29 protein-coding genes and 1 pseudogene are annotated in these 25262 nt (G+C 63.3%); 18 read left to right on the top strand and 12 right to left on the bottom strand.

The features are described from left to right. The 10 genes from NKH03_RS27355 to NKH03_RS27315 all read left to right on the top strand — a co-directional run. Window positions 1–657, top strand: a 657-nt coding sequence (locus NKH03_RS27355; protein ID WP_352971816.1) for a GNAT family N-acetyltransferase, incomplete at its 5' end; no start/stop codon positions are given. Between the two features lie 130 nt (window positions 658–787). Next, complete coding sequence (locus tag NKH03_RS35080) at window positions 788–877, top strand: putative RiPP precursor (protein ID WP_502910910.1); 90 nt, start codon at window positions 788–790, stop codon at window positions 875–877. 192 nt (window positions 878–1069) lie between these two features. Further along, the gene (locus NKH03_RS27350; RefSeq protein ID WP_352871516.1) at window positions 1070–1294 is read left to right on the top strand and encodes a hypothetical protein; all 225 of its coding nucleotides are present in this window, start codon (window positions 1070–1072) and stop codon (window positions 1292–1294) included. Between the two features lie 45 nt (window positions 1295–1339). Beyond that, window positions 1340–3832: a DNA ligase D gene (ligD, locus tag NKH03_RS27345; protein ID WP_352971813.1), complete on the top strand. Its 2493-nt coding sequence runs from the start codon at window positions 1340–1342 to the stop codon at window positions 3830–3832. A 54-nt stretch (window positions 3833–3886) separates the two neighbouring features. Further along, entirely contained in the window at window positions 3887–4075 is a 189-nt protein-coding gene (locus NKH03_RS27340; RefSeq protein ID WP_352871492.1) for a type II toxin-antitoxin system HicA family toxin, read from the top strand. 5 nt (window positions 4076–4080) lie between these two features. After that, window positions 4081–4482, top strand: coding sequence for a type II toxin-antitoxin system HicB family antitoxin (locus tag NKH03_RS27335; RefSeq protein ID WP_352971810.1), 402 nt, complete (start codon window positions 4081–4083; stop codon window positions 4480–4482). A 268-nt stretch (window positions 4483–4750) separates the two neighbouring features. After that, on the top strand, window positions 4751–5656 hold the full coding sequence (gene ku / locus NKH03_RS27330; protein WP_352971807.1) for a non-homologous end joining protein Ku: 906 nt from the start codon (window positions 4751–4753) through the stop codon (window positions 5654–5656). Next, complete coding sequence (locus NKH03_RS27325) at window positions 5653–6780, top strand: tetratricopeptide repeat protein (protein ID WP_352971804.1); 1128 nt, start codon at window positions 5653–5655, stop codon at window positions 6778–6780. Before ku ends, NKH03_RS27325 begins: the two co-directional genes overlap by 4 nt. A 55-nt stretch (window positions 6781–6835) precedes the next feature. Continuing rightward, window positions 6836–7480 (top strand): alpha/beta hydrolase family protein, encoded by a 645-nt coding sequence (locus NKH03_RS27320; RefSeq protein ID WP_352971802.1) that lies wholly within the window; start codon window positions 6836–6838, stop codon window positions 7478–7480. Between the two features lie 7 nt (window positions 7481–7487). Continuing rightward, window positions 7488–8258, top strand: coding sequence for an exodeoxyribonuclease III (locus tag NKH03_RS27315; protein ID WP_352971799.1), 771 nt, complete (start codon window positions 7488–7490; stop codon window positions 8256–8258). A gap of 1063 nt (window positions 8259–9321) precedes the next feature. On the opposite strand, the gene NKH03_RS27310 is transcribed toward NKH03_RS27315, so the two are convergent. After that, a complete protein-coding gene (locus tag NKH03_RS27310) occupies window positions 9322–9528 on the bottom strand; it encodes a hypothetical protein (RefSeq protein ID WP_352871501.1) in 207 nt (68 codons plus the stop codon). 372 nt (window positions 9529–9900) lie between these two features. Beyond that, the gene (locus NKH03_RS27305) at window positions 9901–10170 is read right to left on the bottom strand and encodes a hypothetical protein (protein ID WP_352871503.1); all 270 of its coding nucleotides are present in this window, start codon (window positions 10168–10170) and stop codon (window positions 9901–9903) included. 449 nt (window positions 10171–10619) lie between these two features. Between NKH03_RS27305 and NKH03_RS27300 the strand changes: the two genes are divergently transcribed. Further along, window positions 10620–10922: a DUF1236 domain-containing protein gene (locus NKH03_RS27300; RefSeq protein WP_352871504.1), complete on the top strand. Its 303-nt coding sequence runs from the start codon at window positions 10620–10622 to the stop codon at window positions 10920–10922. Window positions 10923–11269: 347 nt separating this feature from the next. Here the strand turns inward: NKH03_RS27300 and yghU are convergent, their stop codons facing one another. Further along, window positions 11270–12136: a glutathione-dependent disulfide-bond oxidoreductase gene (gene yghU, locus NKH03_RS27295; protein ID WP_352971796.1), complete on the bottom strand. Its 867-nt coding sequence runs from the start codon at window positions 12134–12136 to the stop codon at window positions 11270–11272. 233 nt (window positions 12137–12369) lie between these two features. On the opposite strand from yghU, the gene NKH03_RS27290 reads away from it, so the two are divergent. Together NKH03_RS27290 and NKH03_RS27285 are read left to right on the top strand one after the other, a co-directional pair. Beyond that, complete coding sequence (locus NKH03_RS27290; protein ID WP_352872823.1) at window positions 12370–13275, top strand: S1C family serine protease; 906 nt, start codon at window positions 12370–12372, stop codon at window positions 13273–13275. Window positions 13276–13290: 15 nt separating this feature from the next. After that, window positions 13291–14199: a LysR family transcriptional regulator gene (locus tag NKH03_RS27285; RefSeq protein ID WP_352971793.1), complete on the top strand. Its 909-nt coding sequence runs from the start codon at window positions 13291–13293 to the stop codon at window positions 14197–14199. 88 nt (window positions 14200–14287) lie between these two features. Here NKH03_RS27285 and NKH03_RS27280 read toward each other — a convergent pair whose 3' ends face one another. Continuing rightward, entirely contained in the window at window positions 14288–14692 is a 405-nt protein-coding gene (locus NKH03_RS27280) for a VOC family protein (RefSeq protein WP_352971791.1), read from the bottom strand. 24 nt (window positions 14693–14716) lie between these two features. Between NKH03_RS27280 and NKH03_RS27275 the strand changes: the two genes are divergently transcribed. Both NKH03_RS27275 and NKH03_RS27270 read left to right on the top strand, forming a co-directional pair. Continuing rightward, window positions 14717–14932, top strand: coding sequence for a hypothetical protein (locus NKH03_RS27275; RefSeq protein WP_352971788.1), 216 nt, complete (start codon window positions 14717–14719; stop codon window positions 14930–14932). Window positions 14933–14991: 59 nt separating this feature from the next. Continuing rightward, complete coding sequence (locus tag NKH03_RS27270; RefSeq protein WP_352971786.1) at window positions 14992–15270, top strand: MarR family winged helix-turn-helix transcriptional regulator; 279 nt, start codon at window positions 14992–14994, stop codon at window positions 15268–15270. A 49-nt stretch (window positions 15271–15319) separates the two neighbouring features. Here the strand turns inward: NKH03_RS27270 and NKH03_RS27265 are convergent, their stop codons facing one another. Further along, the gene (locus NKH03_RS27265) at window positions 15320–16048 is read right to left on the bottom strand and encodes an SDR family oxidoreductase (RefSeq protein ID WP_352971783.1); all 729 of its coding nucleotides are present in this window, start codon (window positions 16046–16048) and stop codon (window positions 15320–15322) included. Window positions 16049–16453: 405 nt separating this feature from the next. Here NKH03_RS27265 and NKH03_RS27260 point away from each other — a divergent pair, with 405 nt between their 5' ends. Then, the gene (locus NKH03_RS27260) at window positions 16454–17053 is read left to right on the top strand and encodes a YdeI/OmpD-associated family protein (RefSeq protein ID WP_352971780.1); all 600 of its coding nucleotides are present in this window, start codon (window positions 16454–16456) and stop codon (window positions 17051–17053) included. Window positions 17054–17164: 111 nt separating this feature from the next. On the opposite strand, the gene NKH03_RS27255 is transcribed toward NKH03_RS27260, so the two are convergent. Then, the gene (locus NKH03_RS27255) at window positions 17165–17725 is read right to left on the bottom strand and encodes a hypothetical protein (RefSeq protein ID WP_352971777.1); all 561 of its coding nucleotides are present in this window, start codon (window positions 17723–17725) and stop codon (window positions 17165–17167) included. 472 nt (window positions 17726–18197) lie between these two features. On the opposite strand from NKH03_RS27255, the gene NKH03_RS27250 reads away from it, so the two are divergent. Both NKH03_RS27250 and NKH03_RS27245 read left to right on the top strand, forming a co-directional pair. After that, a complete protein-coding gene (locus NKH03_RS27250) occupies window positions 18198–19820 on the top strand; it encodes an ABC-F family ATP-binding cassette domain-containing protein (RefSeq protein ID WP_352883551.1) in 1623 nt (540 codons plus the stop codon). A gap of 67 nt (window positions 19821–19887) precedes the next feature. After that, window positions 19888–20244, top strand: a complete 357-nt coding sequence (locus NKH03_RS27245) for a hypothetical protein (RefSeq protein ID WP_352872817.1) — start codon at window positions 19888–19890, stop codon at window positions 20242–20244. Window positions 20245–20298: 54 nt separating this feature from the next. Here the strand turns inward: NKH03_RS27245 and NKH03_RS27240 are convergent, their stop codons facing one another. The 6 genes and pseudogenes from NKH03_RS27240 to NKH03_RS27215 form a co-directional block, all read right to left on the bottom strand. Beyond that, window positions 20299–20544, bottom strand: coding sequence for a MoaD/ThiS family protein (locus tag NKH03_RS27240; protein ID WP_352872815.1), 246 nt, complete (start codon window positions 20542–20544; stop codon window positions 20299–20301). Further along, entirely contained in the window at window positions 20544–22805 is a 2262-nt protein-coding gene (locus tag NKH03_RS27235; RefSeq protein ID WP_352971774.1) for a xanthine dehydrogenase family protein molybdopterin-binding subunit, read from the bottom strand. Before NKH03_RS27235 ends, NKH03_RS27240 begins: the two co-directional genes overlap by 1 nt. A 2-nt stretch (window positions 22806–22807) precedes the next feature. Beyond that, window positions 22808–23284 carry a (2Fe-2S)-binding protein gene (locus NKH03_RS27230; protein WP_352883556.1) on the bottom strand — a complete coding sequence of 159 codons (477 nt, stop codon included), beginning with the start codon at window positions 23282–23284 and terminating at the stop codon, window positions 22808–22810. Beyond that, window positions 23284–24144, bottom strand: coding sequence for an FAD binding domain-containing protein (locus NKH03_RS27225; protein WP_352872811.1), 861 nt, complete (start codon window positions 24142–24144; stop codon window positions 23284–23286). The genes NKH03_RS27230 and NKH03_RS27225 overlap by 1 nt, the downstream gene beginning before the upstream one ends. A gap of 206 nt (window positions 24145–24350) precedes the next feature. Then, window positions 24351–24449: pseudogene (locus NKH03_RS27220) on the bottom strand (glutathione S-transferase family protein); the annotation flags it as partial. 65 nt (window positions 24450–24514) lie between these two features. After that, the gene (locus NKH03_RS27215) at window positions 24515–25237 is read right to left on the bottom strand and encodes a hypothetical protein (protein ID WP_352971771.1); all 723 of its coding nucleotides are present in this window, start codon (window positions 25235–25237) and stop codon (window positions 24515–24517) included. Window positions 25238–25262 lie beyond the last annotated feature (25 nt).

Below are 25262 nucleotides of genomic sequence, written 5' to 3'. Positions count from 1 at the left end.
ACCACACAAACCACCAACTACACCAGAACCCACCCCCCCCCACCCCCCCCCCGGCGCGCGCGGCGGGGCGCGCGCGGGGCCCCGCCCCCCGCCCCCCCCCCCCCCCCCCCCCCGGCGCTGACCGAGGAGCTTTTCGACACGCTGCTGGAACTGCGGCTCAAGCGCTTTCGCGAGCTGGGGCGTTTCGACCTCCTGACGCAGACCCCGGTCGTCGACTTCTACCGCCACGCGGCGATGCAAGGCCTGTCCGATGGATCGGTGCGGCTGTTCGGGCTGCGCGTCGGTGAAGCCTGGCTCGCCTCCATCTACGTGCTGGCCAGAAAAGGCACGCTTCACACCCTCCTGCTCGGGATCGACCAGAAAGCGGTCGCCAATGTCTCACCCGGCTTGACGATGATGGGCAAGCTGATGATGCGGGGGCGCGGACAGGGGTTCGACTATTTCGACCTGTCGGTCGGCAGCCAGGGCTACAAGGAACATATCGGTGCCGCGAGCTCGGTTCTGGCCGAGATCTGCGAACCGATGACGGTGCGGGGCAGGGCTGCGAACGCTGCCATTTTGCTGCGCAGCCGGGCCGAAGGCATGGCGCGATCACGTCCGCGGCTGCTCAAGGCCGTGCGGAGCCTGATGAGCCGCTTACGGCGATTGAAGGACTGAGGGCAGCTATCCGACCTTGGGGAGCCTGGCTGCCAGAAGCGACCGAGTCCGAGGTATCTAAGCCGCAGCTTGACAAAGCACCGGTGCGTGCCCACCTTGCCGCGGCCCGATTGGGGCTTTGGGGATACCGATGAAAAAGACTTACGAAAAGCCGACGCTCAACAAGCGTCAGCAGCTCTCGCGCGTCACGGCGGTCTTCGCCGGGTCGGCACCGACCTGACAGGCAACCGCCGTTCGACGAACGCGACCATCAAACCCGCCGCCGCAAGGAGGCGGTTTTTTTTGCATCCGATCCCGATCAAGGCGCATGCACCGAAATTGACAGGAGATCGCGTCTCCGTCATCCTTGAGCCCAGTCGCCAGGCTGCGGACAGCGGCCATGTTGCGTGTCAGGGCGACCGAGGGCAGCGTCATGTTCAGTCCCGTCATCGGCCAGAATTCCAAGCGCGCAGCGGTTCGCAAGGCGCTCGATCGCCACAAGGTCTACATCACCGCGCGGAGTTTTTCCGCCGGCACCTACCAGGCACGCGTTCTGGTCGACGGCGAGGCTTATTGGGTCGACGAGTTCCGGCTGAGCCAACTGCAACAAGGGCTGTCGCCAGCGGAGCTTGAGTTGACGCCGGCCACCGACGATTGAGAGCGTGACTGGCTTGTTCCTGGCCGCCGTGCTTCGCTCTTCGTCATGACAACCCCACCAAAACTCAAAGCCTATCGCGCCAAGCGCGAATTCTCGAAGACGCCGGAACCGGCCGGCGGGCTCATTGCCGGCGAAGGCAACCGCTTCGTCGTCCACAAGCATCACGCCACATCGGACCATTATGATCTGCGCCTGCAGGTCGGCGATGTCTTGAAGAGCTGGGCGGTGCCGCGCGGGCCTTCGCTCAATCCGGCCGACAAAAGGCTGGCGGTCGAGACCGAGGATCATCCGCTCGAATATATCGACTTCGAGGGTGTCATCCCCGAGGGCGAATATGGCGGCGGGCCGATGATCGTCTGGGACACCGGCACCTGGGCGCCGATGGACGATGTCGAGAAGAGTTTCAAGACCGGCGCCTTCAAGTTCCGGCTGGCCGGCGAGAAGCTCAATGGCGGCTGGATGCTGACTCGGCTGAAGCCGAAACCCGGCGAGGACCCGAGCAAGAAAAACTGGCTGCTGTTCAAGGAGCGCGATCTCGCTTCCGACACCGCGCTCGACATTCTCACCGCGCGGCCCGAAAGCGTCAAATCCGGGAAACGCATCGAGGAGCTGGTAGTGCCGGCGAAACCGGCCGCCAAACCCGCATCCAGAAAGGGTTCGCTGAAGCCAGGCGCTTTGCCGGGCGCGTTCAAGGCCCCGGCACTCAGCCGCATCGAACCGCAGTTGGCGACGCAGGTGCCAAAACCGCCGGATGGCGAGGGCACCAAAGAGGTCTGGCTGCACGAGATCAAATTCGACGGCTACCGCACCATGGCGCATCTCGCCGACGGCACGGTCAAGCTGATCACCCGTGGCGGCATCGACTGGACGAAGCGCTATGGCGACTTGGCCAGCGCCTTCGCCAAACTGCCGTGCCGCGATGCCATCATCGACGGCGAGATCGTCGTGCTCGACGCCAAGGGCATCAGCCGCTTCGCGCTTCTGCAGGACGCGCTGGCCGCGGACGCAGGCAGCAAGCTTCACTTCTACGCCTTCGACCTTCTCCATCTCGATGGCTGGGACCTGACCAAGGCCCCGCTTGTCCGGCGCAAGGCGCTGCTGGCGCAATTGCTGTCCGGCCTCGGCGCCAATTCCGCCATTCAGTTCTCCGACCATGTCGAGGGCTCGGGGCAGGAGCTCTACGACCAGGCGTCGGAACTCGGGCTGGAGGGTGTCGTCTCCAAGCGTGCCACCGCAATCTATCAGAGCGGCCGCACCAAGAGCTGGACCAAGACCAAGGCGCTTCAAAGCGATGACTTTGTCATTGCCGGCTACACCAAATCGGACGCGGCCGAGGGTCTGGCAGCACTCGGCCTTGCCGAATTCGAGGACGGTGAATTGCATTATCGCGGCAAAGTCGGCACCGGCTTCGATGCCGGGACCGCGGCTGAATTGCTCGCCAGGCTGGAGCCGCTCACAGCAGGCGCGACGGCGCCGGAGGGGGCGCCGCGCGAAATCATGCGCGAGATGAACTGGGTGAAGCCGCTGCTCTCGGCCCGCATCCACTACGCCAACCGCACATCGGACAATGCGTTGCGCCACGCGGTGTTCAGAGGCTTGCGCGATGTCGGCCTGTCGACGCCGGTTTCTTCAACACGCAAGCGGCTGATCTCGGAGGCCGACCTCGCCACCATCTGGGTGACCAACCCGACGCGGCGGCTGTTCGGCAAGACCGGCCCGACCAAGCTCGACATCGCCGTCTACTACGCGCTAGTCGGCGACTTCATGCTGCCGCACATTCTCGGCCGGCCGGTGTCGCTGGTGCGCTGCCCGACCGGCCTGCCGAAGGACTGCTTCTTCCAGCGTCATGCCTTCACCGGCATGCCGCCCTCGGTGGTGACATTCGAGGCGACCAACTCCGAGGGCGAGACCAAATCCTACCTCTCGGTGGAAGGCGCCAAGGGCTATCTGGCGTTGGCGCAATTCGGCGTCGTCGAGTTTCACACCTGGGGCACCCACCGCACCAGCCTCGACAAACCCGACCAGATCGTTTTCGACCTCGACCCCGGCGAGGGGATTTCGTGGCGCGAGGTGGTCGAGGCCGCCGTGCACATCAAGAGCGAACTGGAGGGGCTGGGGCTGGTGCCGTTCGCCAAGACGTCCGGCGGCAGCGGCATCCACATCACCGTGCCGGTGACGGGCAAGCAGAACTGGAAGAAGCTGCACCAGGCGACCAGCGCCATCGCCACGCATTTGGCGGCAACCGCACCCGACACCTTCACCACCACCATGGGCAAGGACAACCGCAAGAAGCGCATCTTCATCGACTATCACCGCAATGCGCGCGGCCATACGTCCGCTGCGCCTTACTCGCTGCGCGCCCGCACCAATCTGCCGGCCTCGACACCTGTGAGCTGGGCGGATCTGGAAACAATCGATTCGCCGCAGGATCTGAACTATGCCTCGCTGCCGGGGCTGTTGGCGACGTCAGGGGACCCATGGGCGGAGATTGATGAGTTCGCGCGGGATTTGCCGGTGGTTGGCGCAACGGCGAAGTAGACGCCGCCCAGGGTCATTGACATCGCATCAAATCGTGTGTATTTATACACACACATGAAGAGCGCCGATGTCATTTCAGCGTTGGTCGCTGATGGATGGTTCGAGGTAGCTCGAAAAGGCAGTCACGCTCAATTCAAGCACAACGACAAACCGGGACGGGTCACCGTTCCACACCCAAAACGAGACATTCCCATCGGCACCCTGCGTAGCATTGAAAAGCAATCTGGACTGAGACTGAGGTGAGAGACATGAAGCAGTATATCGGAGTTATCCATAAGGATGCCGAAAGCGACTTCGGCGTGTTTTTCCCTGATTTTCCTGGGGTTGTAACCGCCGGGAAGGACTTGGACGACGCCCGAGCTATGGCTGAAGAGGCGCTGGCTTTCCACGTTAACGGTCTGGTTGAGGATGGCGAAGCTATTCCGGAGCCATCCTCTCTAGAAGATGTCATGGCGAGCAAGGACAACCGAACCGGTGTTGCGATCCTGGTTTCGCTGAAAGCTGAAGCGAAGAAGGTTGTTCGGGTCAATGTCACCATTCCCGAGGACATTCTCCGTCAGATCGATCAGTATGCGGAATTACACGGCTACAATCGGTCTGGCTTTCTAACTGCTGCGGCGAAGAAGGTAATGGAACTCGGAACCGCATAATTGGCCGCGCAGGATGCTTGTCCGTCGCGCGCGCATCCATCTGCAGGCTCGCAGAACCCAGGTTCTGTGAAGCTTGCGCCCCCGCCTCCATCGACGCTTCCGACAATTTGAATTATTCTCTGTCTTCGCCCCCTAGGCGTATTGGAAGATTTCGTCAGGGATTTGCCGGTATCGTGCGGGGTCGGTGTAGGATTTCCGCAGCCTCGTTCGTCCTTCGGACGAAAAAGCGCTGCAGTAATTTCAGTGCATGGCCGCGTAGGAGTTTATCATGGCGCCCAGGGCAAGTTGGAAAGGTTACCTCAAACTCAGCCTCGTCAGCTGTCCGGTGCGGCTATACCCCGCCACCAGCGCGAGCGAGCGCATCAGCTTCAACCAGTTGCACAAGAAGACCCACAACCGCATCAACATGAAGCCGGTCGACCCGGAACTCGGGCTCGTCGAGCGTTCGGATCTGGTCAAGGGGTACGAATACGAGGACAAGCAATACATCATCATCGATGATGCCGACCTCGACGCGGTGCGAATCGAATCCAACCACACGATGAACATCGAGGCTTTCGTCGACGAGGACGAGGTCGACGTCATCTATCAGGACGCGCCGTATTATCTGGCGCCCGATGGCGCGATGGCGGAAGAAACCTTCGCCGTGCTGCGCGAAGCCATGCGCAAATCCGGCAAGCTGGCGATTGCCCGCCTTGTACTGTCTAGCCGGGAACGCGTGGTGACGATCGGCCCGCGCGAGAACGGCATGTTCGTGTGCACGTTGAGGAACCCGAACGAAGTGCGCGGCACAGCTGAATATTTCGGCAACATCCCAGCCGGCAAGCCCGATCCGGAAATGCTGCAACTCGCCGAGGCGCTGATCAAGCAGAAGGAAACCACCTTCGATCCGAAGAACTACGAGGACCGCTACGAGGCGGCACTCATGACGATGATCCGCGAGAAGCTGAAGGGCCACAAGCCGATCATCGCGGCGGCACCCGAGCGCGGCAATGTCATCAATCTGATGGATGCGCTGAAGGCGAGCTTGTCGCAGTCGAAGCCACCGGCCAAGTCGAAGAGCAAGGCCGACGAGGTCGCCAAGCCCGCCGCCAGGAAGGCGGCAGCGGGCGGCGCTGCCGAAAATCCGCTGAAGGCCAATCTGCTGAAGGCGGTCGGCAAGAGCAAGAAATGACGGCACCGGCCGTCCTGGTCCCAGGGGCCGTCTTTGGTACCATCGGCGCGCTGGCGGCGTTTCCGCTGCGGCTGGCCGCACGCGAAGTCGAGCGCCAGCGCGGCCAGTTGCGGCGCGGCGTTGTCAGGCGCACCACGCATGTGGTGTTCGGGCGCGCGCTATTGGCCAAGGCCGGGCTCTCCAGGAACGGTGACGTCGAGATCGAGCGCCGCGTCTCCGCTGAGCGTGTGGCTGGGCGCGTACTCCTCAGTGAAAACGGTTTCCTGCGCCTGCTCGGGCTGATGAAGGCGCCGGAGGCGTCCTCACTGTCCAGGCAATCTCTGATCGAGCAATCGCGGCTATCGGGTGCCGACCTCGGCCTGCTCAGCCTGTTCGACGCTTTCGAGCATGACAGCGAACCCTATTCCTTCCGCGACCTGATCCTGGCGCGCAAATATGCCGGGCTCATCGCCGGCGGTGCGACATGGGGCGCGATCGCGCGCTCCGTCCATCGTTCCGGCCCGGTGGCTTCGCTCACCGCCAAGTCGCTCAATGTCGGCTCGCAGCACGGGCGCGCCGACGCTATCTATCTCGAGGATGGCCAGAGCGAACTCGACGGCCAATTGCTGTTCGATCTCGGCAACGTCGGTTCGACAGGCGACGATACGCTGGAAGAGCTTTTCACCGAGGCCGAAGCGGCGGAGGAGGGCGGCGACCATGAAGGGGCTGCCGCGCTCTACCAGCGCTGCCTGGCCATCGACCCGAGCGACGCGATAGCCGCCTTCAACCGCGCCAACTGCCTGCGCGCCGGGGGCCACGCGGCGGACGCCGCGCACGATTATGCCCGGGCGATAAAGCTCGACCCGGCCTTCGTCGAAGCCTGGTTCAACCTGGCCGGGCTGATGAGCGAGCAGGGCCGCGAAGCTTCGGCGCGAAGGCACCTGCAGAAGGCGATCGCACTCGACAAGACCTATGCCGATCCGGTGTTCAACCTCGCCCGGCTGGAATTCGACGCCGGCAATCTGCTGGAGGCGCGGCGGCTGTGGGCGCGGTATCTCGAACTCGACGCGGAGTCCGAATGGGCGAGGGTTGCAGCCAAGGGCGTGCAGTTCGTGGATTTGCAGCTGGCGCGGACGGCGGGGTGAGGATGATTGGCGAAGGCCGCGATGACAGCGTCGCCGTCGCGCGGGACATCACGTCATGACCACCTTCCTCTTCGACGGCCATGACATCGCCCCCATCACCATTCTGCTCGCCCATGGCGCCGGCGCGTCGATGGATTCGCCTTCGATGACGGCCACCGCCAAGGCGCTGGCTGCGGTTGGCTTCCAGGTCGCCCGCTTCGAATTCCACTATATGGCCGCGCGCCGCTATGGCCACCGCAAGCCGCCGCCGCGGGCCGAGACGGTGAACCCGGAATACATCAAGGCGATCGCCGACCTCAGGGGCAAGGGCGTGGCGGGACCGTTGATCATCGGCGGCAAATCGATGGGCGGGCGCGTCGCCTCGATGGTGGCGGACGAGATGTTTGCCAAGGGTGAGATCGCCGGGCTGCTGTGCCTCGGCTATCCTTTCCACCCGCCGGCCAGGCCTGAGCAATTGCGCACCAAACACCTCGCCGACCTCAAGACGCCAACGCTGATCTTCCAGGGCACGCGCGACGAGTTCGGCACGCCCGACGAAGTCGCTGGCTATGGGCTCTCCGACAGCATTGAGGTTGTCTGGTTGGAGGATGGCGACCACGACCTGAAGCCGCGCAAGAGCATCTCGGGTTTCTCCGCCGCCGACCATCTGAAGACGCTTGCCGAGACGGTGAAGGCTTGGGCAGGCAGGGTCGCCTCCTGACCCGTAGATGAAGATAGCCTCCTTCAACATCAACAACATCAACAGCCGGCTGGAAAACCTGCTGGCGTGGCTGACCGTCGCAAAGCCCGATGTCGTCTGCCTGCAGGAACTGAAAGCGCGCGACACGCAGTTTCCGCGCTCGGCCCTTGCGGCGGCCGGCTATGGCGTGGTGTGGAAGGGCGAGCCGAGTTGGAACGGCGTCGCCATCCTGGCGCGGGGTGCCGAACCGGTGCTGACCCGCGATGTCCTGCCTGGTGATGATGCCGACAGGCAGAGCCGTTACATCGAGGCGGCGGTGAATGGCATCATCATCGCTTGCCTCTATGCACCGAACGGCAATCCTCAGCCCGGACCGAAATTCGCCTATAAGCTCGCATGGCACGCGCGGCTGGAGGCGCATGCCGAACAGCTGCTCGACACAGGCCTGCCTGTGGTGCTGGCCGGCGATTACAACATCGTGCCCGAGCCGCGTGATATCTACCCCACCCGCTCCTATGACGACAACGCGCTGGTGCAGCCGGAAAGCCGGGCTTCGTTCGCCGCGTTGCTCGATCAGGGCTGGACGGACTCGCTGCGCAAGAAACACCCGAAGGAGACGCTCTACACTTTCTGGGATTATCGCCGGAACCGCTGGCCGCGCGACGCGGGCTTGAGGCTCGACCACATCCTGCTGTCGAAGAAACTGGCGCGGCGCCTGACGGCCGCCGGCATCGACCGCGACGTGCGCGGTAAGGATGGTGCCAGCGACCACGCGCCGGTGTGGGTGGAATTGAAGTAAGGCGACTGCTTTCAAGCCACTGGCGGCGGTGGCCTCCCGCTTACCGCCGCCAGCATCATCTGTGCAGCGTCGTCGTCGCAGGCTAGTCTGTTGCAAAGTGCCCCAACGCAGCCGGATTGCCCATGAACACCGCCTCCAACAGGACTTGTGGAATCGAGGCCGCATGCCTGCCTTGGCCTCGTCGAGATACTGTTCGGGGCCGTCGTGGTGCTTGCGGCTGCCGTCTGCGCGACTGCATTGTCGGCGCTGCCGGCGCACGACTTCGCAGATCGGATTATAGCGTCAGTCGGCTGCCGTGGTTGACGCGGACGGGGGGGCGCATTGTTGGGATGGCTCGGGCGCCCGCGTCAACCAGGGCGGCTCGTACCGCCGCATTAGGAGCATTGCATATTGCACGTCGGCCGAAACTTCCGCGAAAGCGGAATAGGCCGGGGGCTAAAGTGCGGATTCGAGGCCCGAATCTCGCGTCTAAAAACAGTTTCTCTTTCTTGCAGGCGCGCGCCCGAGGCGGCCGTCGCGGTGCCCAAGGCGCGGACAGTCGCGGCGGCGAAGGACGGCAAGATGCTGGCGCGCTGAGGGTGCCGCCTGAGGGCAGAACGGCAAGGAGAAAAATGGTCCGGCGGCCAGGTGTAAAGGGAGGCACGCCGGGCCCGGCCGACTTCTGGCGGTCGTCGGCCGACCTCTATATTCGGTGTCTCTAATATTAATGCAAGCGGCCCGATGGATAAAAAGCCCTCGTCCCGAGCGTCAAACCGCGCCAGCCGCCATCAGCACCAGCCTGACGGCCGCTGCGCTTTAGACAGCGGCCGTGCCTGGGCGGTGGTAATTTCGATATCGCTCAGTAGCGGTAGAAGTCGCAGATGCGCACCTTCCCTGATCACCCAGTGGCGATGGCGCCAATGCCTCGTCACCTTCACGAAGCAACGGCGATCGTGATGTCCGCGCCGGTAATGATCACGGGCGTGGTGCCGGCGCCGGCAGTGCCGCCCCATGTCCCCGGTTGCCCGTCGTGATGATGAGACTCGCGCCTTGCGCCGGGGCGACGATGACGGGTGAGGCTCGATCAGTTTGCCGCTTTGCCATCCGCCGCCTGAATCGATCGGGCGGGCGGCGAAGACAGCGCGCGTTGATCCGGTGGCGGCTCGCTGAAATAGAGCGAACCGCCCAGGACGAGGAACACGATGCCCACCGTCATCAACCCGACCATCAGCACGGCAATCGCCGTACCTGGGCCATGGCCTGTCTTGACGATAATGGATCGACGGGGCATCGCGCTGTTCCTCCGAATTGGATGTCGACTGTCGTCCTGCCAGGCCTTTGCGACAAACGACAAGCGGCGCCCGATGTTCCCGTGTGCGGGCTTCAATCGGTCACATCGGGCTTTTGCGTTCTCCCGTGGGACCAAGGTCTTAGCGGTCGGACGCAAAGGTCCAAGGGGGCCTGTTCGGTTCCGGCAATGTCCATTGGACGTTCCATTATTTTAGTCAAAACTGATATAATGCCTGGGCAAAAACTTAGCCGGCCAAGCGTCTTTCGCGAATAATTCGGGCACGGAAAATGTGGTTTTGGCAAGTTGGTCAACAAGATGGTCAAGATGAGTGACGCCGCCTAGCGTCGCCAGCCTCTCTGCAAGTGCTCCGGCTTAGGTCTCGTCGAACCGGCCTTCGCGGGTCGGGTGGCGCTTGATCGCGGCTTCTTCCTGATCGTCGGGCAAGGCTTCGTCGCTGTTCTGGTAGGCGTTGTCGTCGTCTTCTTCGGGCAGTTCGCCGTCCTTCTCGATGTCGCCGTTTTCGGAGTCGGGCAGGATCTGGCCGCCCTTGACCGCGTCCCAATCCTGCTGCTCGATGGTCGGGCCATCGGCCCGCGGTGCATCATCTTCGATGTCGGTGCGTGGTTTGCCGCGCGGTGCCATGCTGGCCTCCAATCCTTCAAAAGACTGGAGGCGAAACTCACGGTGCCGGCGTTTGTTCCCGCGCCCGACTCGCCAAGACGGGGCGTGAGTCTGGATCGCCGCTGGCTTGCACGTCAGCCTATGACTGGTTTGGTCGACCAGCGGATTGCGGTGTCTGTCGTGGCCAGACCCATCTATTATTTGCGTGTGCGAAAGGCAAGTCCGGTGAACGGCGCCACCGGACACGACAAACATCAAGGTGAATCGCATTAATATCTGCCCCAGATCGGCAGTTTACCCGTGAAGTTGGAGAGCTATTCCGCGCCAATTTCCGAGCATCGTTCCAACAACCATTGAATACCATGGCCAACCTCGTGATGCCTTCAATTCTTGAATTTGGAATGGAACCCCGGACCTGCGGTGGAGTTTCCATGCAGGGCGGAAGTTCTGTTACCAATAGGAGAATGGTCATGAAACTTCATCTTTCGAGTGCGGCGACCGCGATCGTCCTGATGGGCGGTATCGGTGCGGCGCTGGCGGAGAATGTCGTCGTCGTCCAGCCGGAACAGGAGACGGTCGTTCGCGAATACATCAAGAGGGAGCCGCTTGCGTCGGTGAACCTCCTGGGCGTCGAGCTCAAGCTCGGCTCGTCGGTGCCGGACACGGTCGAACTGCGTGAGGTACCCGACGTCAGATATCGCGTCGCCGTTATCAATCACCGGACGGTCCTGGTCGATCCCGAGACCCGTCAAATCGTCGAGGTCCTGCGCTGAATGATGGCGCCGACACAAGGTTGCCGCGTCGGACTTGGGAAAAGCCCATCACGACCTGGCGGTCGTGGCGGGCTCTGTTTTTGAGGCCTGCCATGCCTGGTCTATTCGGCGGCGGCGGAAATTCTCGGCAACATCCGGGCCGACAAGGCCGAAAAGGCCGAGGAGATCGAGAGCGACCTCGGCTATTTCTACGAGGATGGCCTGTAGGGGAACCATCTCGACGAGATCGACGAGACGTTTCTTGCCGACATCGACAGGCTGTGGATGTCGGCCGTCGACACGAGGCGGGCGGTTGAAGGTGCCAACCTCCCCACGGGGGAGGGAGGTCGGCCGGCTAGCCCTTCAACTCACTCGGCTGCCAGCTTGTCTTGCGTGTTCGTGTCGAAGTCACTGGCGTCGTGGCGCTCGTGCAGCTGTAGGGCAGGCTCGCCGAAGGCCCGGTTGACCATGCGGCCGCGCTTGACCGCCGGGCGGGCGTCGATCGCCTGGGCCCAGCGCTGCACATGCTTGTACTCGTGCACGGACAGGAACTCAGCGGAATCGTTATACATGCGGCCAAGCGCCAGCCCGCCATACCAGGGCCACACCGCCATGTCGGCGATGGAGTAGTCCTTGCCGCCGAGGTATTGCGACACCGCCAGCCGGCGGTCGAGCACGTCCATTTGGCGCTTCACCTCCATCGAGAAGCGGTCGATGGCATATTCGAACTTTTCCGGCGCGTAGGCGTAGAAATGGCCGAAGCCGCCGCCCAGATACGGTGCCGAGCCCATCTGCCAGAACAGCCAGGACAGCACTTCGGCGCGGGCCGGCTGCTCGCTGGGCAGGAATTCGCCAAATTTTTCGGCGAGATAGACCAGGATCGAACCGGATTCGAAGATGCGCACCGGCGTCTTGCCGCCGCGGTCCATCAGAGCGGGGATCTTGGAGTTGGGATTGACCTCGACGAAGCCGCTGCCGAACTGGTCGCCATCGTTGATGCGGATCAGCCAGGCATCATATTCGGCGCCCTTGTGGCCGCGTGCCAGAAGTTCCTCCAGCATGACCGTCACCTTGACTCCGTTTGGCGTTGCCAGCGAATAGAGCTGCAGCGGATGCTTGCCGACGGGCAGTTCCTTGTCATGCGTCGGGCCGGCGATCGGCCGGTTGATGCTGGCAAAGGCGCCTCCACTCGGCTTGTTCCATGTCCATACTTTCGACGGGGTGTATTCGGTCATCTCGGGGCCTCGTGCTCGGGGGGCTTGTGGAAAGGATGGGCTGATCCATCTACAGCTAGGGCTGCGGATCGGGAAGTTCAACTTGCGTTGAACTATTGTTTTATGCCGACGCCGCAGCGAGCTTCTTCCGCGTAAGGGGAGAAGGTCAGCACTACACCCCTTGCACCATCTCCCATGCGGCATAGGTATATGAGATATCGCCTCGCCAAAGCATTGCATCGCAGGACAAAAGCATGACCATCAATCCCAATCCGCGCTCGGTCGTTGCCGTGCGTGCTACCGTTCCCGAGGATGCCTTTACGGCCGGAGCGCTGGGCACGCTCAGGGAAGGCAGCGGCGTCGTCATTCGCAGTGACGGGCTCGTGCTGACCATCGGCTACCTCATCACCGAGGCGGACGAAGTCTGGCTGACCAGCCATGACGGCCGCGTCGTGCCCGCGCACGCGCTGGCATATGACCAGGAATCGGGCTTCGGCCTGGTGCAGGCACTGGCACCGCTCGGCCTGCCGGCGGTGGCGCTGGGCGATGCCGGCAAGGCGAAGGTCGGAGACGCCGTCGTGCTGGCGGACGGCATCGGCCAGTCGGTGCAGGCAAAGATCGTCACCAAGCAGGAATTCGCCGGTTATTGGGAGTATCTGCTTGACGAGGCGATCTTTATTGCGCCGGCGCACCCGTCCTGGGGCGGGGCAGGGCTGTTCGGCTCCGACGGCTCGCTGCTCGGCATCGGTTCGCTGCGCCTACAGATGAGCCGCAACGGCGAAGTCGCCGACATCAACATGGTGGTGCCGATCGATCTGTTGCCGCCGATTCTCGACGATCTGCTGACGCGCGGCCAGGTGGCCAAGCCGCCGCGCCCGTGGCTCGGCGCGTTGTCGGCCGAAAGCGACGGCAGAGTGGTGGTGATGAGCGTGACCGAAGGCGGCCCGGCGGCCAAGGCTGGCCTGCGCGAGGGCGACATCATTTCCGACATTCGCGACGGGGCGGTCGACGGACTGGCCGATTTCTACCGCAAGCTGTGGGAGAGCGGCTCGGCGGGTGCCGAGATCCCGATGCGGGTGCTGCGCGACGGCCGCGAAACCTGGCTGCGCGTCAAATCGGCCGACCGCAGCAGTTTTCTGAAGAAGCCGCAGCTGCAGTAGGCGCGCCAGCCCGCGATGCATCCGAGACTGCTCAAGACTTTCCTGGCGGTGGCGCGAAGCCGCAACATCACGCGTGCCGCGGAGGTGGTCCACCTCGCGCAATCGAGCGTCAGCGACCAGATCCAGGCGCTCGAAACGGACCTTGGCGCTGTGCTGTTCACGCGCGCGAAGTCAGGTCTCGAACTGACGCCGGCGGGTATCGCGCTTAGGCCTATCGCCGAGGACTTGTTGCGGCTCGATGGCGAGGCGCGCGCGGCCGTGCAGGCGGCGGCCGGACAGACAAGCGGGCAGGTGACCATCGGCGCGCTGGAGACGATTGCGTCGGCCCGGCTGGCGACCTGGCTGGCTGGGTTCCAGGCCGGCCATCCCGACATCACCGTACGGATGAAGGTGGCGGGCAGCGGCGCGCTGCTGCGCCAACTGGAGGACGGCGAGATCGATGTCGCGTTCTGCTTCGACCGTCGTGATGTGAGGAAGGACGCCGCCGGCGAACGCTTCGCCAGGCGCACGATAGCGGCCGAACCGCTGGTGCTGGTCGCGGCTCCGGGGCAGGGCAGCGTGCCGAGCGACTTGGCCGCGCTTGCCGCACTGCGCTTCGTGGCCACGGAGCCCGGATGCATCTACCGTCATATGTTCGACGCAGCCTTTGCGGAGGCGGGCGTTGCCGCGCCAAAACTTGCCGCTGAAGTCGGCAGCATCGGCACCATTGCGCGGCTGGTGACGGCCGGCGCGGGGCTCGGCCTCGTTCCACGCCTTGCCGTCAAGGAAGCGCTCGCGCGTGGCGACATCATCGAAATGCCTTGGCCCGGCGGGATACGCACGGCGCCGCTGACGATGATCTGGCGCCGCCGCCAGCGCGTTCAGCCGCCGGCACTCCGACAGCTTCTTGCTGCCGCGCGTGACACGCTGGCGCCGGTTTCGTGACGCGCTCGAACCGGTTCCGGATTTGAATCGGCGAACCGATCCAACGCCTTGTTTTAACCAGTCGCGCTCATTGCGTAGCCTTTTACGTTCAGGCGTTCGCTGTCGGGCTCATCCATACGATTTCCCAAACATAGCCGTCTGGGTCTTCAATGTGGCGATTATACATGAAACCAAGATCCTGTGCTGGGTTGGGATCGGCGCGACCGCCCGCCGCAACCGCGCTGGTCAGTGTTGCATCGACGGCGTCGCGGTCATCGACGGTAAGGACGATCATTGCCTGGCTGTCGCGCCGTGCGTCGCCGATTGGGCGCGTGGTGAATTCGCGGTAGTGGTCATGGGTCAGCAGCATCACCCCGATCGCGTCCGAGAACATGAGAGAGGTGGATTTCTCGCCCGAAAACAGCGGGTTCACAGTGCCGCCAAGCGCCACGTAGAACGCCGTCGACGCCGAGAGGTCACGGACAGGCAGGTTCACGAAAATCATTTTAGACATCTATTTCTCCTTCTCCAGGGCTGCATGCTGCGCTATTGTCTTGCTTCAATGTTAGTAGATGCAATGTATATACATTTTGCCGAGGGAATATTTGCCATGGATCGCGCCGAGGCCGCAGCTAGGGAATGGGCCCGCGAGCGCCCCGATCTTCCAATGTTACCTGTTGAAACGGTAGGTCGTCTGCTTGATGCCGCCGCGCGTGTGATCCGCGATCACATGATCCGTTGCTCAAAGAAATAGGCCTGAGTGTAGGTGAGTTTGATGTGCTCACTCCGCTCAGGCGCGCCGGTGAACCCTATATGCTTTCACCTACTCAGCTCTACGAATCGGCAATGATCTCCTCGGCCGGCATGACGAGCCGCCTGGACCGGCTGGAGCGCGCTGGGCTGGTTGAACGACGCCCCGACCCCAACGACCGGCGCGGCAAGCAAATTGCGCTAACGACTGGCGGCAAGCGCGCGATAGACGATTTGATCGGTCCAATGGTGGCGCTAGAAGAGCAATTAATCTCCGTGCTGACGCCGGCGGAGCAGGAAACTCTTAACGCTCTACTTAAGAAATTGCTCACCGGCCTCTAGGTCGTTGTCCACGTCAGTAGTCACCTCTCTGAATCAATGAGTCCTGACCCTAGACAAGGCGGTGGCCGCCCTCGACATGCAGCGTCGTTCCCGCCGTAAAGCCATTGCCGATCAGGAAGGCGATGGCGTCGGCGATGTCGTCGGGTTGGCCGATCCGAGCGACCGGCAACCGCTCGGCCATCGCGGCCAGCGTCTCGTCCTTGCGATCACCGGCCACCTGCGTCCAAATCGTGGTGTCGACCCAACCGGGCGAGACGGCGTTGACGCGGATCGGCGCCAGTTCGACGGCCAGCGCCCGCACCAGCCCTTCGAGCGCCGCATTGACCGCGGCAACGACGGAGCCGCGCGCGGTCGGCCGATGGGCGGCGATGCCGGAGACGAAGGTCATCGAGCCGGTGGCTGCCAGCCGTGGAGCGCCGTGCTTGGCGAGCAGGAGCGGCCCGAAGAGCTTGCTTTCGACCACCCTTTGCGCCGCCTTCAGGTCAAGCGCTGGCAACAGCTGGTAGGCGCCTTCGATGTCGGCCGCGGTGCTGACGATATGGTCGAGCCCGCCGATCCGTATGAACAGCGCCACAACCTGCTCTTCCCGGGTGATGTCGGCGACAGCCACCTCCAGCCCGGCGGGATTGCCCAGCGTTTCGCGCGCCTGCTGCAGCCGGTCCTCGCCGCGCCCGGCAATGACAACCGCAGCACCGGCCTCGACGCAGCGCCTGGCCAGCGCCAGGCCCATGCCGGAACCGCCGCCGACGATCAGGATTTTCTGTTTCGACGTGCTCATTGCGCTCTGCCTTTGGTTGGATGGACATGGCTGTGAATTGGCAGTTCGGCGTGGCAAAGGGAAACGGAAGAAACCGATGATGTCATCGGCAATGCCGATGGCGTAGAAGCAGCCGCTCACCCATCGCAAGCGATAAAGGCCTCGCCCGAGTCCCAATCCTGAAGGCTATAGTCTGGGCCTCCACGAAGAATGACGTCGGCGGAACCGCCAATCTCCCTCGTTGTGGAAAGATGTCCGGCAGGACAGAGGGGGACGCGAAGGAACGCGTACGTGCCCGACAAGCTTGCTGACGGAACTGACAGCAACTCATGCCATGATGCCGGTCAATGACGATAGGCGCGATTCTGGAGGCGGGACGACAGTGAAAGCGATGGCGCGGACGGAACCGAACGGGCAGGCCAGTTGATGGCGCCGGTCAAGGTCGATCCCGACAAGGTCCGGGAATTCCCGGACCCGGCGAGCTTCCATGCCTGGCTCGGCGAGCACCACGCCACGGAAAGCGAAGTCTGGATCAAGGTGCATAAGGTGGGTTCTGGATTGAAATCGATCACGCCGAAGGAGGCCATCGACGTGGCGTTGTGCTTCGGCTGGATCGACGCGGTACGCAAAGGGCTGGACGACAAGAGCTTTCTGCAGCGATACACGCCGCGCGGCAAGAAGAGCATCTGGAGCAAGATCAACATCGACAATGTCGCGCGGCTGGTCGCCGAGGGCAGCATGACCGAGGACGGGCTGAGGCAGGTCGAGGCGGCCAAGGCCGACGGACGCTGGGCGCGGGCCTATGGCAGTGGCAAGGAGATGAAAATCCCCGATGATTTGCAGGCTGCCATCGATGCCGATCCGGCAGCCAAGGAGATGCTGGCAAAGCTCAGCGCGCAGAACCGCTTCGCTCTCGCCTTCCGCACCCACAACATGAAGACCGAGGCCGGTCGCAAGAAGAAGATCGAGACGTTTGTGGCGATGCTGAAGCGCGGCGAGACGATCTATCCGCAGGGGAAGAAGTAGGGCTGCGACTATCGTCCAGCCATTGGCGCCGCGGTGTCTATCCTGAGGTGAACGTATTGTGTTGATGCAAGAGGTTGGTCGAGCGGGCCCTTGCCCGTGCGACCGTCGGCGTTAAAGGCTGCTGCCGGCAAGGATGATGCCGAAGCCGGCCAGGCAGATGGCGCTGACTTGTCGCAGCGATCGCTGGCCGAGCAGGTTTGAACCGCTGCGGCGAACCATCAGGCCGACGACGATCCAGGCCGCTCCCGCGAGGCCGACCAGAGCGGCGATCGTGGTCAGAAGCTGCACCGTCATGCTTTCGGACTGAACCAGCAAGGCGACGATCGTTGCCTTGGGATTGACGAGCGTGGTGACGAAAACCTGCCTTACTGTCACCAGCCGAACCTCGACGCCGGGATCCTCAGTGATCCAGATGCTGTAGGCGAGCCAGAACAGCCACAGCACCGCACAGATCCTCACGCCGGTCCGTAGCTCGATCTGGGCACCCGTGGAGATCAGGGCGGCCAGTGCGGCCACCGCCAGGATGATCGCCATATAGGCAAGCACAGCCGCGCCCAGCATCGGCACCGTGCGCCGCGCCCCGGATGAAACGGTCGAAAAGGCCAGAAGGATGTTGGTTGGTCCGGGCGTCAGCAACAGCCCGCCCAGCGCCAGAAGATCAAGGTCGAGCATCCCAGGCCATTGTCCTGTATCGTGTCAATCGGCCTGGACTGGTAGCGGCAGCGGCGCAATGAGTCGAGCCGACACGGAACCGCGGGGGTGAGCGCCGCTTGCCATCCGCATTAAGCAGTTGAACATCTGAATCGTCGAGCCGCTGTAACTATTTGATTTTACGCTATTCTGGACAGAAAGTCCGCGGCGCGATTTCGCGGAAGTTGCGGCCAAGAAAAAAGCCGCCCTCGTTTTTGCGAGTGGCGGCCTTTTCCCGGGATGATGTTGGAGAGATCAAGCAGCCTTGGCGTGCTTGTTGCCGTGCTTCCTGCCGTGCGCTTCTTCACAATGTTGATGGTCTCTGGCCTGCCGGCCATCTCCTTCACACGGGGGAGATCGCTGTATGCGGCGCTTGCGCCTCTTCCCTCGATGCCGTCATTCGCGTAAGGCGCCGGGCAAATCCTTTCATCGCACGCATTGTCCCGGAAACCGCATGATCAGACTTGAAAGCATCAGCAAGCAGAACGGCCGTCAGCTTGTCTTCATCGAGGCGTCGGCGGCCCTGCAGAAGGGCGAGAAGGTCGGCCTCGTCGGACCCAACGGTGCCGGCAAGACGACGCTGTTTCGCATGATCACCGGCCAGGAGCAGCCCGACGAGGGCCAGGTGCAGGTCGATCGCGGCGTCACCATAGGCTATTTCAGCCAGGACGTCGGCGACATGGATGGTCATAGCGCGGTGGCCGAAGTGATGAACGGCGCCGGACCGGTGAGCGAAGTCGCTGCCGAAATGGCAGCGCTCGAGGCGGCCATGGCCGATCCCGAGCAGGCCGAACAGATGGACGAGATCATCGAGAAATATGGCGAGGCGCAGCACCGCTTCGAGGAGCTCGACGGCTATGCGCTGGATGGCCGCGCGCGGGAAGTGCTCAATGGTCTCGGCTTCTCCCAGGAGATGATGGACGGCGATGTCGGCAAACTCTCCGGCGGCTGGAAGATGCGCGTGGCACTGGCCCGCATTCTTCTGATGCGGCCCGACGCGATGCTGCTCGACGAGCCGTCGAACCATCTCGACCTGGAAAGCCTGATCTGGCTGGAATCCTTCTTGAAGAACTATGACGGCGCGCTCTTGATGACGTCGCACGACCGCGAGTTCATGAACCGTATCGTCAACAAGGTGGTCGAGATCGACGGTGGCTCGCTGACCGCCTATTCCGGCAATTACGAATTCTACCAGCAGCAGCGGGCGATCGCCGACAAGCAGCAGCAGGCGCAGTTCGAGCGCCAGCAGGCGATGCTGGCCAAGGAGATCGCCTTCATCGAGCGCTTCAAGGCGCGCGCCTCGCATGCCGCCCAGGTGCAGAGCCGGGTGAAGAAGCTGGACAAGATCGACCGCGTCGAGCCGCCCAAGCGCCGCCAGACCGTTTCCTTTGATTTTCAGCCTGCGCCGCGCTGCGGCGAGGACGTCGTCACGTTGAAGAACGTCCACAAGGGTTACGGCAGCCGGTCCATCTATGAGGGCCTTGACTTCCAGGTCCGCCGCCGCGAGCGCTGGTGCATCATGGGCGTCAACGGCGCCGGCAAGTCGACGCTCTTGAAGCTGGTCGCCGGCGCTTCCGACCCAGACACCGGCACGGTGGCGCGAGGGCCTAGTGTGAAAATGGGCTATTTCGCCCAGCACGCCATGGAAGTGCTGGAAGGCGAGCGCACGGTGTTCCAGACGCTGGAGGACGCGTTCCCGCAGGCCGGCCAGGCGCCGCTTCGGGCGCTCGCCGGCTGTTTCGGCTTTTCCGGCGACGAGATCGAGAAGAAATGCCGCGTTCTGTCAGGCGGCGAAAAGGCGCGGCTGGTGATGGCGCTGATGCTGTTCGATCCGCCCAACCTTTTGGTGCTGGACGAGCCGACCAACCATCTCGACATCGCCACCAAGGAGATGCTGATCACGGCGCTCTCGCAATATGAAGGCACCATGCTGTTCGTTTCGCACGACCGGCATTTTCTGGCGGCACTCTCCAACCGGGTGCTGGAGCTGACGCCTGAAGGCATCCACACTTATGGCGGCGGCTATACGGAATATGTCGAGAGGACGGGGCAGGAGGCTCCTGGGTTGCGAAGCTAAGGAGACGGCGGTTATTTGTGAGGAAGAGTTCCATGTACCCTCCACAATGCGTGGGAAAGGCTCCGGCATGAGAATTGCAATGTCGGTCGCTTTGGCCGCGACCATGGCGGGATGCGCGACCTCTCCGGTCGACTATGGGACCTCGCTTTCGCAGCAAGACCAGAAATGGGCGTCGCCCGAATGCCAACAAGCCCGCATGGCGGCTTCGGACTACGAGGCTCGCGAGAAAGAGCATCCGGGATGGGGTTTTGGCGTCTTGCTTGGCCCGTACTCAATGGGGCTCGTTGCAGCCATCAAGGAGCATGAGCAGAAGCAACGAAAGCTGTTCGCCCGCGAGGTGCACCTGCAATGCTCAAGCCTCCCGCTGCCGAAGGAGTTGCAGGGCGATCTAAACCCCGCGAGTGCTCAGACAAAATATCCATAGCCACGACCGACGGGCTAGGCCCTGGTCGCCGATGACCGCGAGGCGATTGTCCGATTATCCCCCGGCAAGACGCGGCAGCAGGAAGATTTCGGCGCCTTTTGGCAATTCCTTCGACCAGGTGTCGCGATAGATCGTTCCGTCGATGGCGACGGCGATGCCTTTGTCGATCAAGGGCTCGAGGCCGGGATACTGTTCAGCCAGCTTCCTGAACAGCTCCCTTATGTCCTTGGCCTCGATCTCGACCTTGTTCTTGCCTCCGGCGACAGCACCTAGCGATCCCCAGAGCGTCACTTCGACCATCAGCCCGCCCGTTCCTCCAGCGCCGCCAGAATGCGTGGCGGCGACATCGGGATATGCGTCATCCGCACCCCGACCGCATTCGACACCGCATTGGCGATCGCGGCTAGCGGCGGCACGATCGATGTCTCGCCGACGCCGCGTACGCCGTAAGGATGGTTGGGGTTGGGGATTTCGAGGATCTGCGTGTCGATCATCGGCAGGTCCGAGCAGACCGGGATGCGATAGTCGAGGAAGCCGGGATTCTGGAGCCGCCCGTCCTTGCCGTAGATATACTCCTCGTTGAGAGCCCAGCCGATGCCTTGCGCGGCACCGCCCTGGTACTGTCCCTCGACATAGGTCGGGTGCACCGCCTTGCCGGCATCCTGCACGACCGTGTAGCGCAGCACCCTGGTGGCGCCGGTCTCGGGATCGACCTCGATATCGCAGATATGCGTGGCGAAGGAGACGCCCGCGCCGTCGGCGACGAGCTCGCTGTGGCCGGCGATCGGTCCGCCGGTCTTGCCCGACTCGACCGCGATCTCCTTCAGCGACAGCCGCCCAAGATTGCCGTGCTTCTCGCCCTTGGCAATCGCGTGGCCTTTTTCCCAGACCACGTCGTCGACGGAAATGTCCCACATCTGCGCGGCGCGTTCCCGCAGGATCTTGATCGCGTTGCGGGCGGCCGAGATCGTCGCCATGGAGGACGAGAAGGTGCCCCGGCTTCCGTCCGTCATGTCGTTGTAGCCGAGGCTGGAGGTGTCGGCGACAATCGCCTTGACCCGCTCGTAGGCGATGCCGAGTTCCTCCGCCGCCACCAGGGACAGCGATGCGCGGGAACCACCCACATCGACCGTTCCGACGGCGAGCGAGACGGAGCCGTCCATGCCGATGTTGAGGTCCGTGCAGGTCTGGCCGCCGAAGTTGAACCAGAAGCCGCAAGCCATGCCACGGCCCTGGTTCTTGCCGAGCGGCGCCTTCATGTGCGGATGGCTCTTCACCGCCTCGAGCGTCGGGCCGATGCCGATCGGGCCGTAGACCGGGCCATAGGAGGATCTCGTGCCTTCCTGTGCGGCGTTCCTGATCCGGAACTCGACTGGGTCCATGCCGACCTCCTTGGCCAGCTCGTCGATCGCGCTTTCCACCGCGAACGCCGCCATCGGCGCCGACGGCGCGCGATAGGCAGCGGTCTTCGGCCGATTCACCAGCACTTCGTAGCCGACCGTCTTGACGTTCTCGAGTTTGTAGCAGGCGAACGCGGTCATGGCACCGATCTCGGCCCACATGCCGGAATAGGGGCCGCAGGAATAGCGCAGTGTCGCCTCGGCGGCGGTGATCGTGCCGTCCTTGCGGGCGCCGATCCTGACGTCGATCGAGGTGGCGCTGGTCGGACCCGAGGCGCGGAACACCTCGTCGCGGGTCATCACCAGCTTGACCGGGCGGCCGGCCTTTCGCGACAGCGCCAGCGCCACCGGCTCGGCCCAGACATGGGTCTTGCCGCCGAAGCCGCCGCCGATCTCCGAGGAGGTGACGCGCAGCTTGGAAGCTTCCATGCCAAGCAGCTGGGCGCAATGCTGGCGGTAGACGAAATGGCCCTGCGTGCAGACCCAAAGGTCGGCGGTGCCGTCGGAACTGACGCTCGCCACGCAGGCATGCGGCTCGATATAGCCCTGGTGCGTCTGACCGGTCTTGAACGAGCGCTCGACGATGAAATCGGCATGGCCGAAACCCTCATGGACATCGCCATGGCCAAACTGGCTGCGCTTGGTGACGTTGGACGGCTTTACCGGCTTCTCCTCGAGGCCCTCGGTGAAGATGGCGTCGTTGATGAGGGGTGCGGAGTGCTGCATCGCCTCGTCGACATCGGTGACATGCGGCAGAATCTCGTAGTCGACCTCGATCAGCTTCAGCGCTTGCCTGGCCGTGCGGGCGTCGACCGCCGCCACAGCGGCCACCGCATGGCCGTCATAGAGCGCCTTTTTGCGCGCCATGCAGTTGTCGAGGATGTCGTACATGGCGGCATCGCCATCGGTCAGGTCGGGCAGGTCGGCCGCGGTGATCACGGCCTTCACGCCGGGAAGTTTCTCCGCCTTCGACGTGTCGATCTTCCTGATCGTTGCGTGCGCGTGCGGGCTCCTGAGGACGCGCCCGACCAGCTGGCCGGCCATGTTGAAGTCGGCGCCGTAGCGGGCGCGACCCGTCACCTTGTCGACGCCGTCGGGACGGATCGGACGTGTGCCGACCGACGCGAAGTTGCGAGCGGAATAACGCGGATCGAAATTCATGGTCACGCTCCCTTCATCACGCTGGCGGCGTCCTGGACGGCGCGCACGATCTTGTCGTAGCCGGTGCAGCGGCACAGGTTGCCGGCGAGGCCGAAGCGGATTTCCTCCTCGGTCGGGTCGGGGTTCTTGGCCAGAAGGTCCTTCGCCGCAATCAGGAAGCCCGGCGTGCAGATGCCGCATTGCAGCGCCGCGTGCTCGAGGAACTTCTGCTGCAGCGGATGCAGTTTGTCGCCATGCGCCATCCCCTCGATGGTCTCGACCCGCCGTCCTTCAGCCTCCGCGCCGAGCACCAGGCATGAACACACCAGCCGATCGTCGAGGATGATGCTGCAGGCGCCGCAGTCGCCGGTCCCGCAGCCTTCCTTGGCGCCCGTCAGCCCCAGGCGATCGCGCAGGACGTCGAGCAGCGTCTCGTCGGGTTGGCAAAGGTACTCGACGCTGTCGCCGTTGATTGTCGTTGAAACCGCAACTCCAGCCATCATTTGCCTCCTGCACGTGCGTAGGCGGTCGTGGCGGCCCGCTTGGCCAGCACGCCCGCAACCTTCCGTCTGAATTCGATGGTGCCGCGCTTGTCGTCGATCGGACGGCAGGCCCCCGAGCAGACCTTGGCGAGCCGCTCCAGCGTCGCTTCGTCCAGCTTGGAGCCGATGAGGACTTCCGCGGCCTCTTCGACCAGAAGCACCGTCGCCGCCACGGCGCCCAGCGCAACGCGGGCCGATTTGACGACACCGTGCTCGTCAATCGTCAAATTCACGCCGGCACTGACCACCGCGATATCCATCTCCGTGCGTGGAATGAAACGCAGATAGGCATCGCCCGAACGCGGCGCGCGTTTGTCGAGCAGGATCGCTTCGATGATCTCGCCTTTGGCCAAGGAGGTCTTGCCCGGCCCGGTCGGCACGCTCTGCACGGGAATCGTGCGCCTGCCCGCCGGCCCGACGACCGATGCCCTGGCGCCTGCCGCAACCAGCGCCGGCACGCTGTCGGCAGCCGGCGAGGCGTTGCAGAGATTGCCGGTGATCGTGCAGCGTCCCTGTACCTGCTTCGAGCCGATCAGCTTGGCCGCTTCGACGACGCCGGGCCATGCCTTCTTCAGGGCCGCGCTCTCTCCCAGGACGGCGCAGGGGACCGCAGCACCTATGCTGAAGCCTTCAGCCGTTTCGCGGATCTCGCTTAAGGACTCGATCGCCTTGATGTCGACGATCAGGTCGGGTTCAACAAAACCGCCCTTCATCCTGACCAGGAGGTCGCTGCCTCCCGCGAGGATGGCGGCCGTGCCAGCCGAACCGGCCAATTGGCCAACGGCATCTTCGATTGAAAGCGGACGTATGTAGCGCATCGTCTCCCCTTGATTATCGCAATCTCGGCGACCGTTATAAACAGTCTCCTCATAATGGCTATCCGGTTCCTGATCCGCGGCGATTGGGCCAGAGGGCGCAAATAGACCGAACTGGCGTGCGGCCTGAGTGGCAGGAACCGGCTTGAAGAGGAACTTGGGGAAACTTCAGCCATGGATCAAGTGCGCTCATTCGCCTGGCTCCTTCGTCAGCCGGTCGATGCGGCAGCGAAGACCGCCAGTTGAGCCTCGAAGGCACGCTTGAAGGCCGGCCGCGCTTCGCCACGGGCGACATGGGCGGAGCGGTTGGATAGTCGGCCAGCAAATCCGATCGGTTCGAGTCCCATCAGACGCTGAGTGCGTCCTTGAGATTCTAGCGCAGCAGCCCTTCCGCCTCGAACGTGTCCCAGCCTTCCAGCTTTGGCCGTGAAGCATCATCCTTTCCCGAATTTCCGGTGCCGCGGGCCTTGCCCTTCCGCTTTCCTGCTCGCGTCAGGGCGGCCTTACCTGCCCCGCGCCGTCTGTTTTCGGAGGCTTCCCGCGCATCTTCCTCCCTCCAGGCTGTCGCCAGGTCACGATCGAGAATGTCCTCGATGTGTCGTGGATCGAAGACATGGAAGGTTACGGCCCTGGATCGCCCGCGCATCTTCACGGTGCGCGTGCCGACGCTTTTCAGGCGGCCATCCCTAAGCCACTTGTGACGTTCGCGGGAGGAGATTGTGAGAATGTCTTCAGCCTCTCGCGGAAGCACGGGCAGTGCTTCGATCCCCTCCAGCGTCCTGGAGATGGCTGCCCCCGCGGCCTGGAACGCATCCGCGTCGGTTTGCGCCATACGCAATACAATGCGGCCCGTCTCAGCCTTGACAAACGTCCTCACCGCCCAGGGCAGACGGGCTCGAATTTCGCGTTCGATCCCCTTCAATCGTAGGGACGAGCCAAGCGTCGCCGATGGCGGTAGCGGCCACTCGGCAACCAATGACGACGGGCTTGTACTCACGCCTCGCTCGGATGTCCGATCAGGGGCGGTGAAAATCGCCGCTACGATGCCAGTCATCAACTTTCGAAAGGAACCGTGTTGCTTGCCTGCAGAGTCCATGTCTCATCTTCGCTCACCAAGGGCC

The organism is Mesorhizobium sp. M1406, assembly GCF_040317555.1.
GTDB lineage: Bacteria > Pseudomonadota > Alphaproteobacteria > Rhizobiales > Rhizobiaceae > Mesorhizobium.
This window is presented reverse-complemented; position numbering and strand designations above follow the sequence as displayed.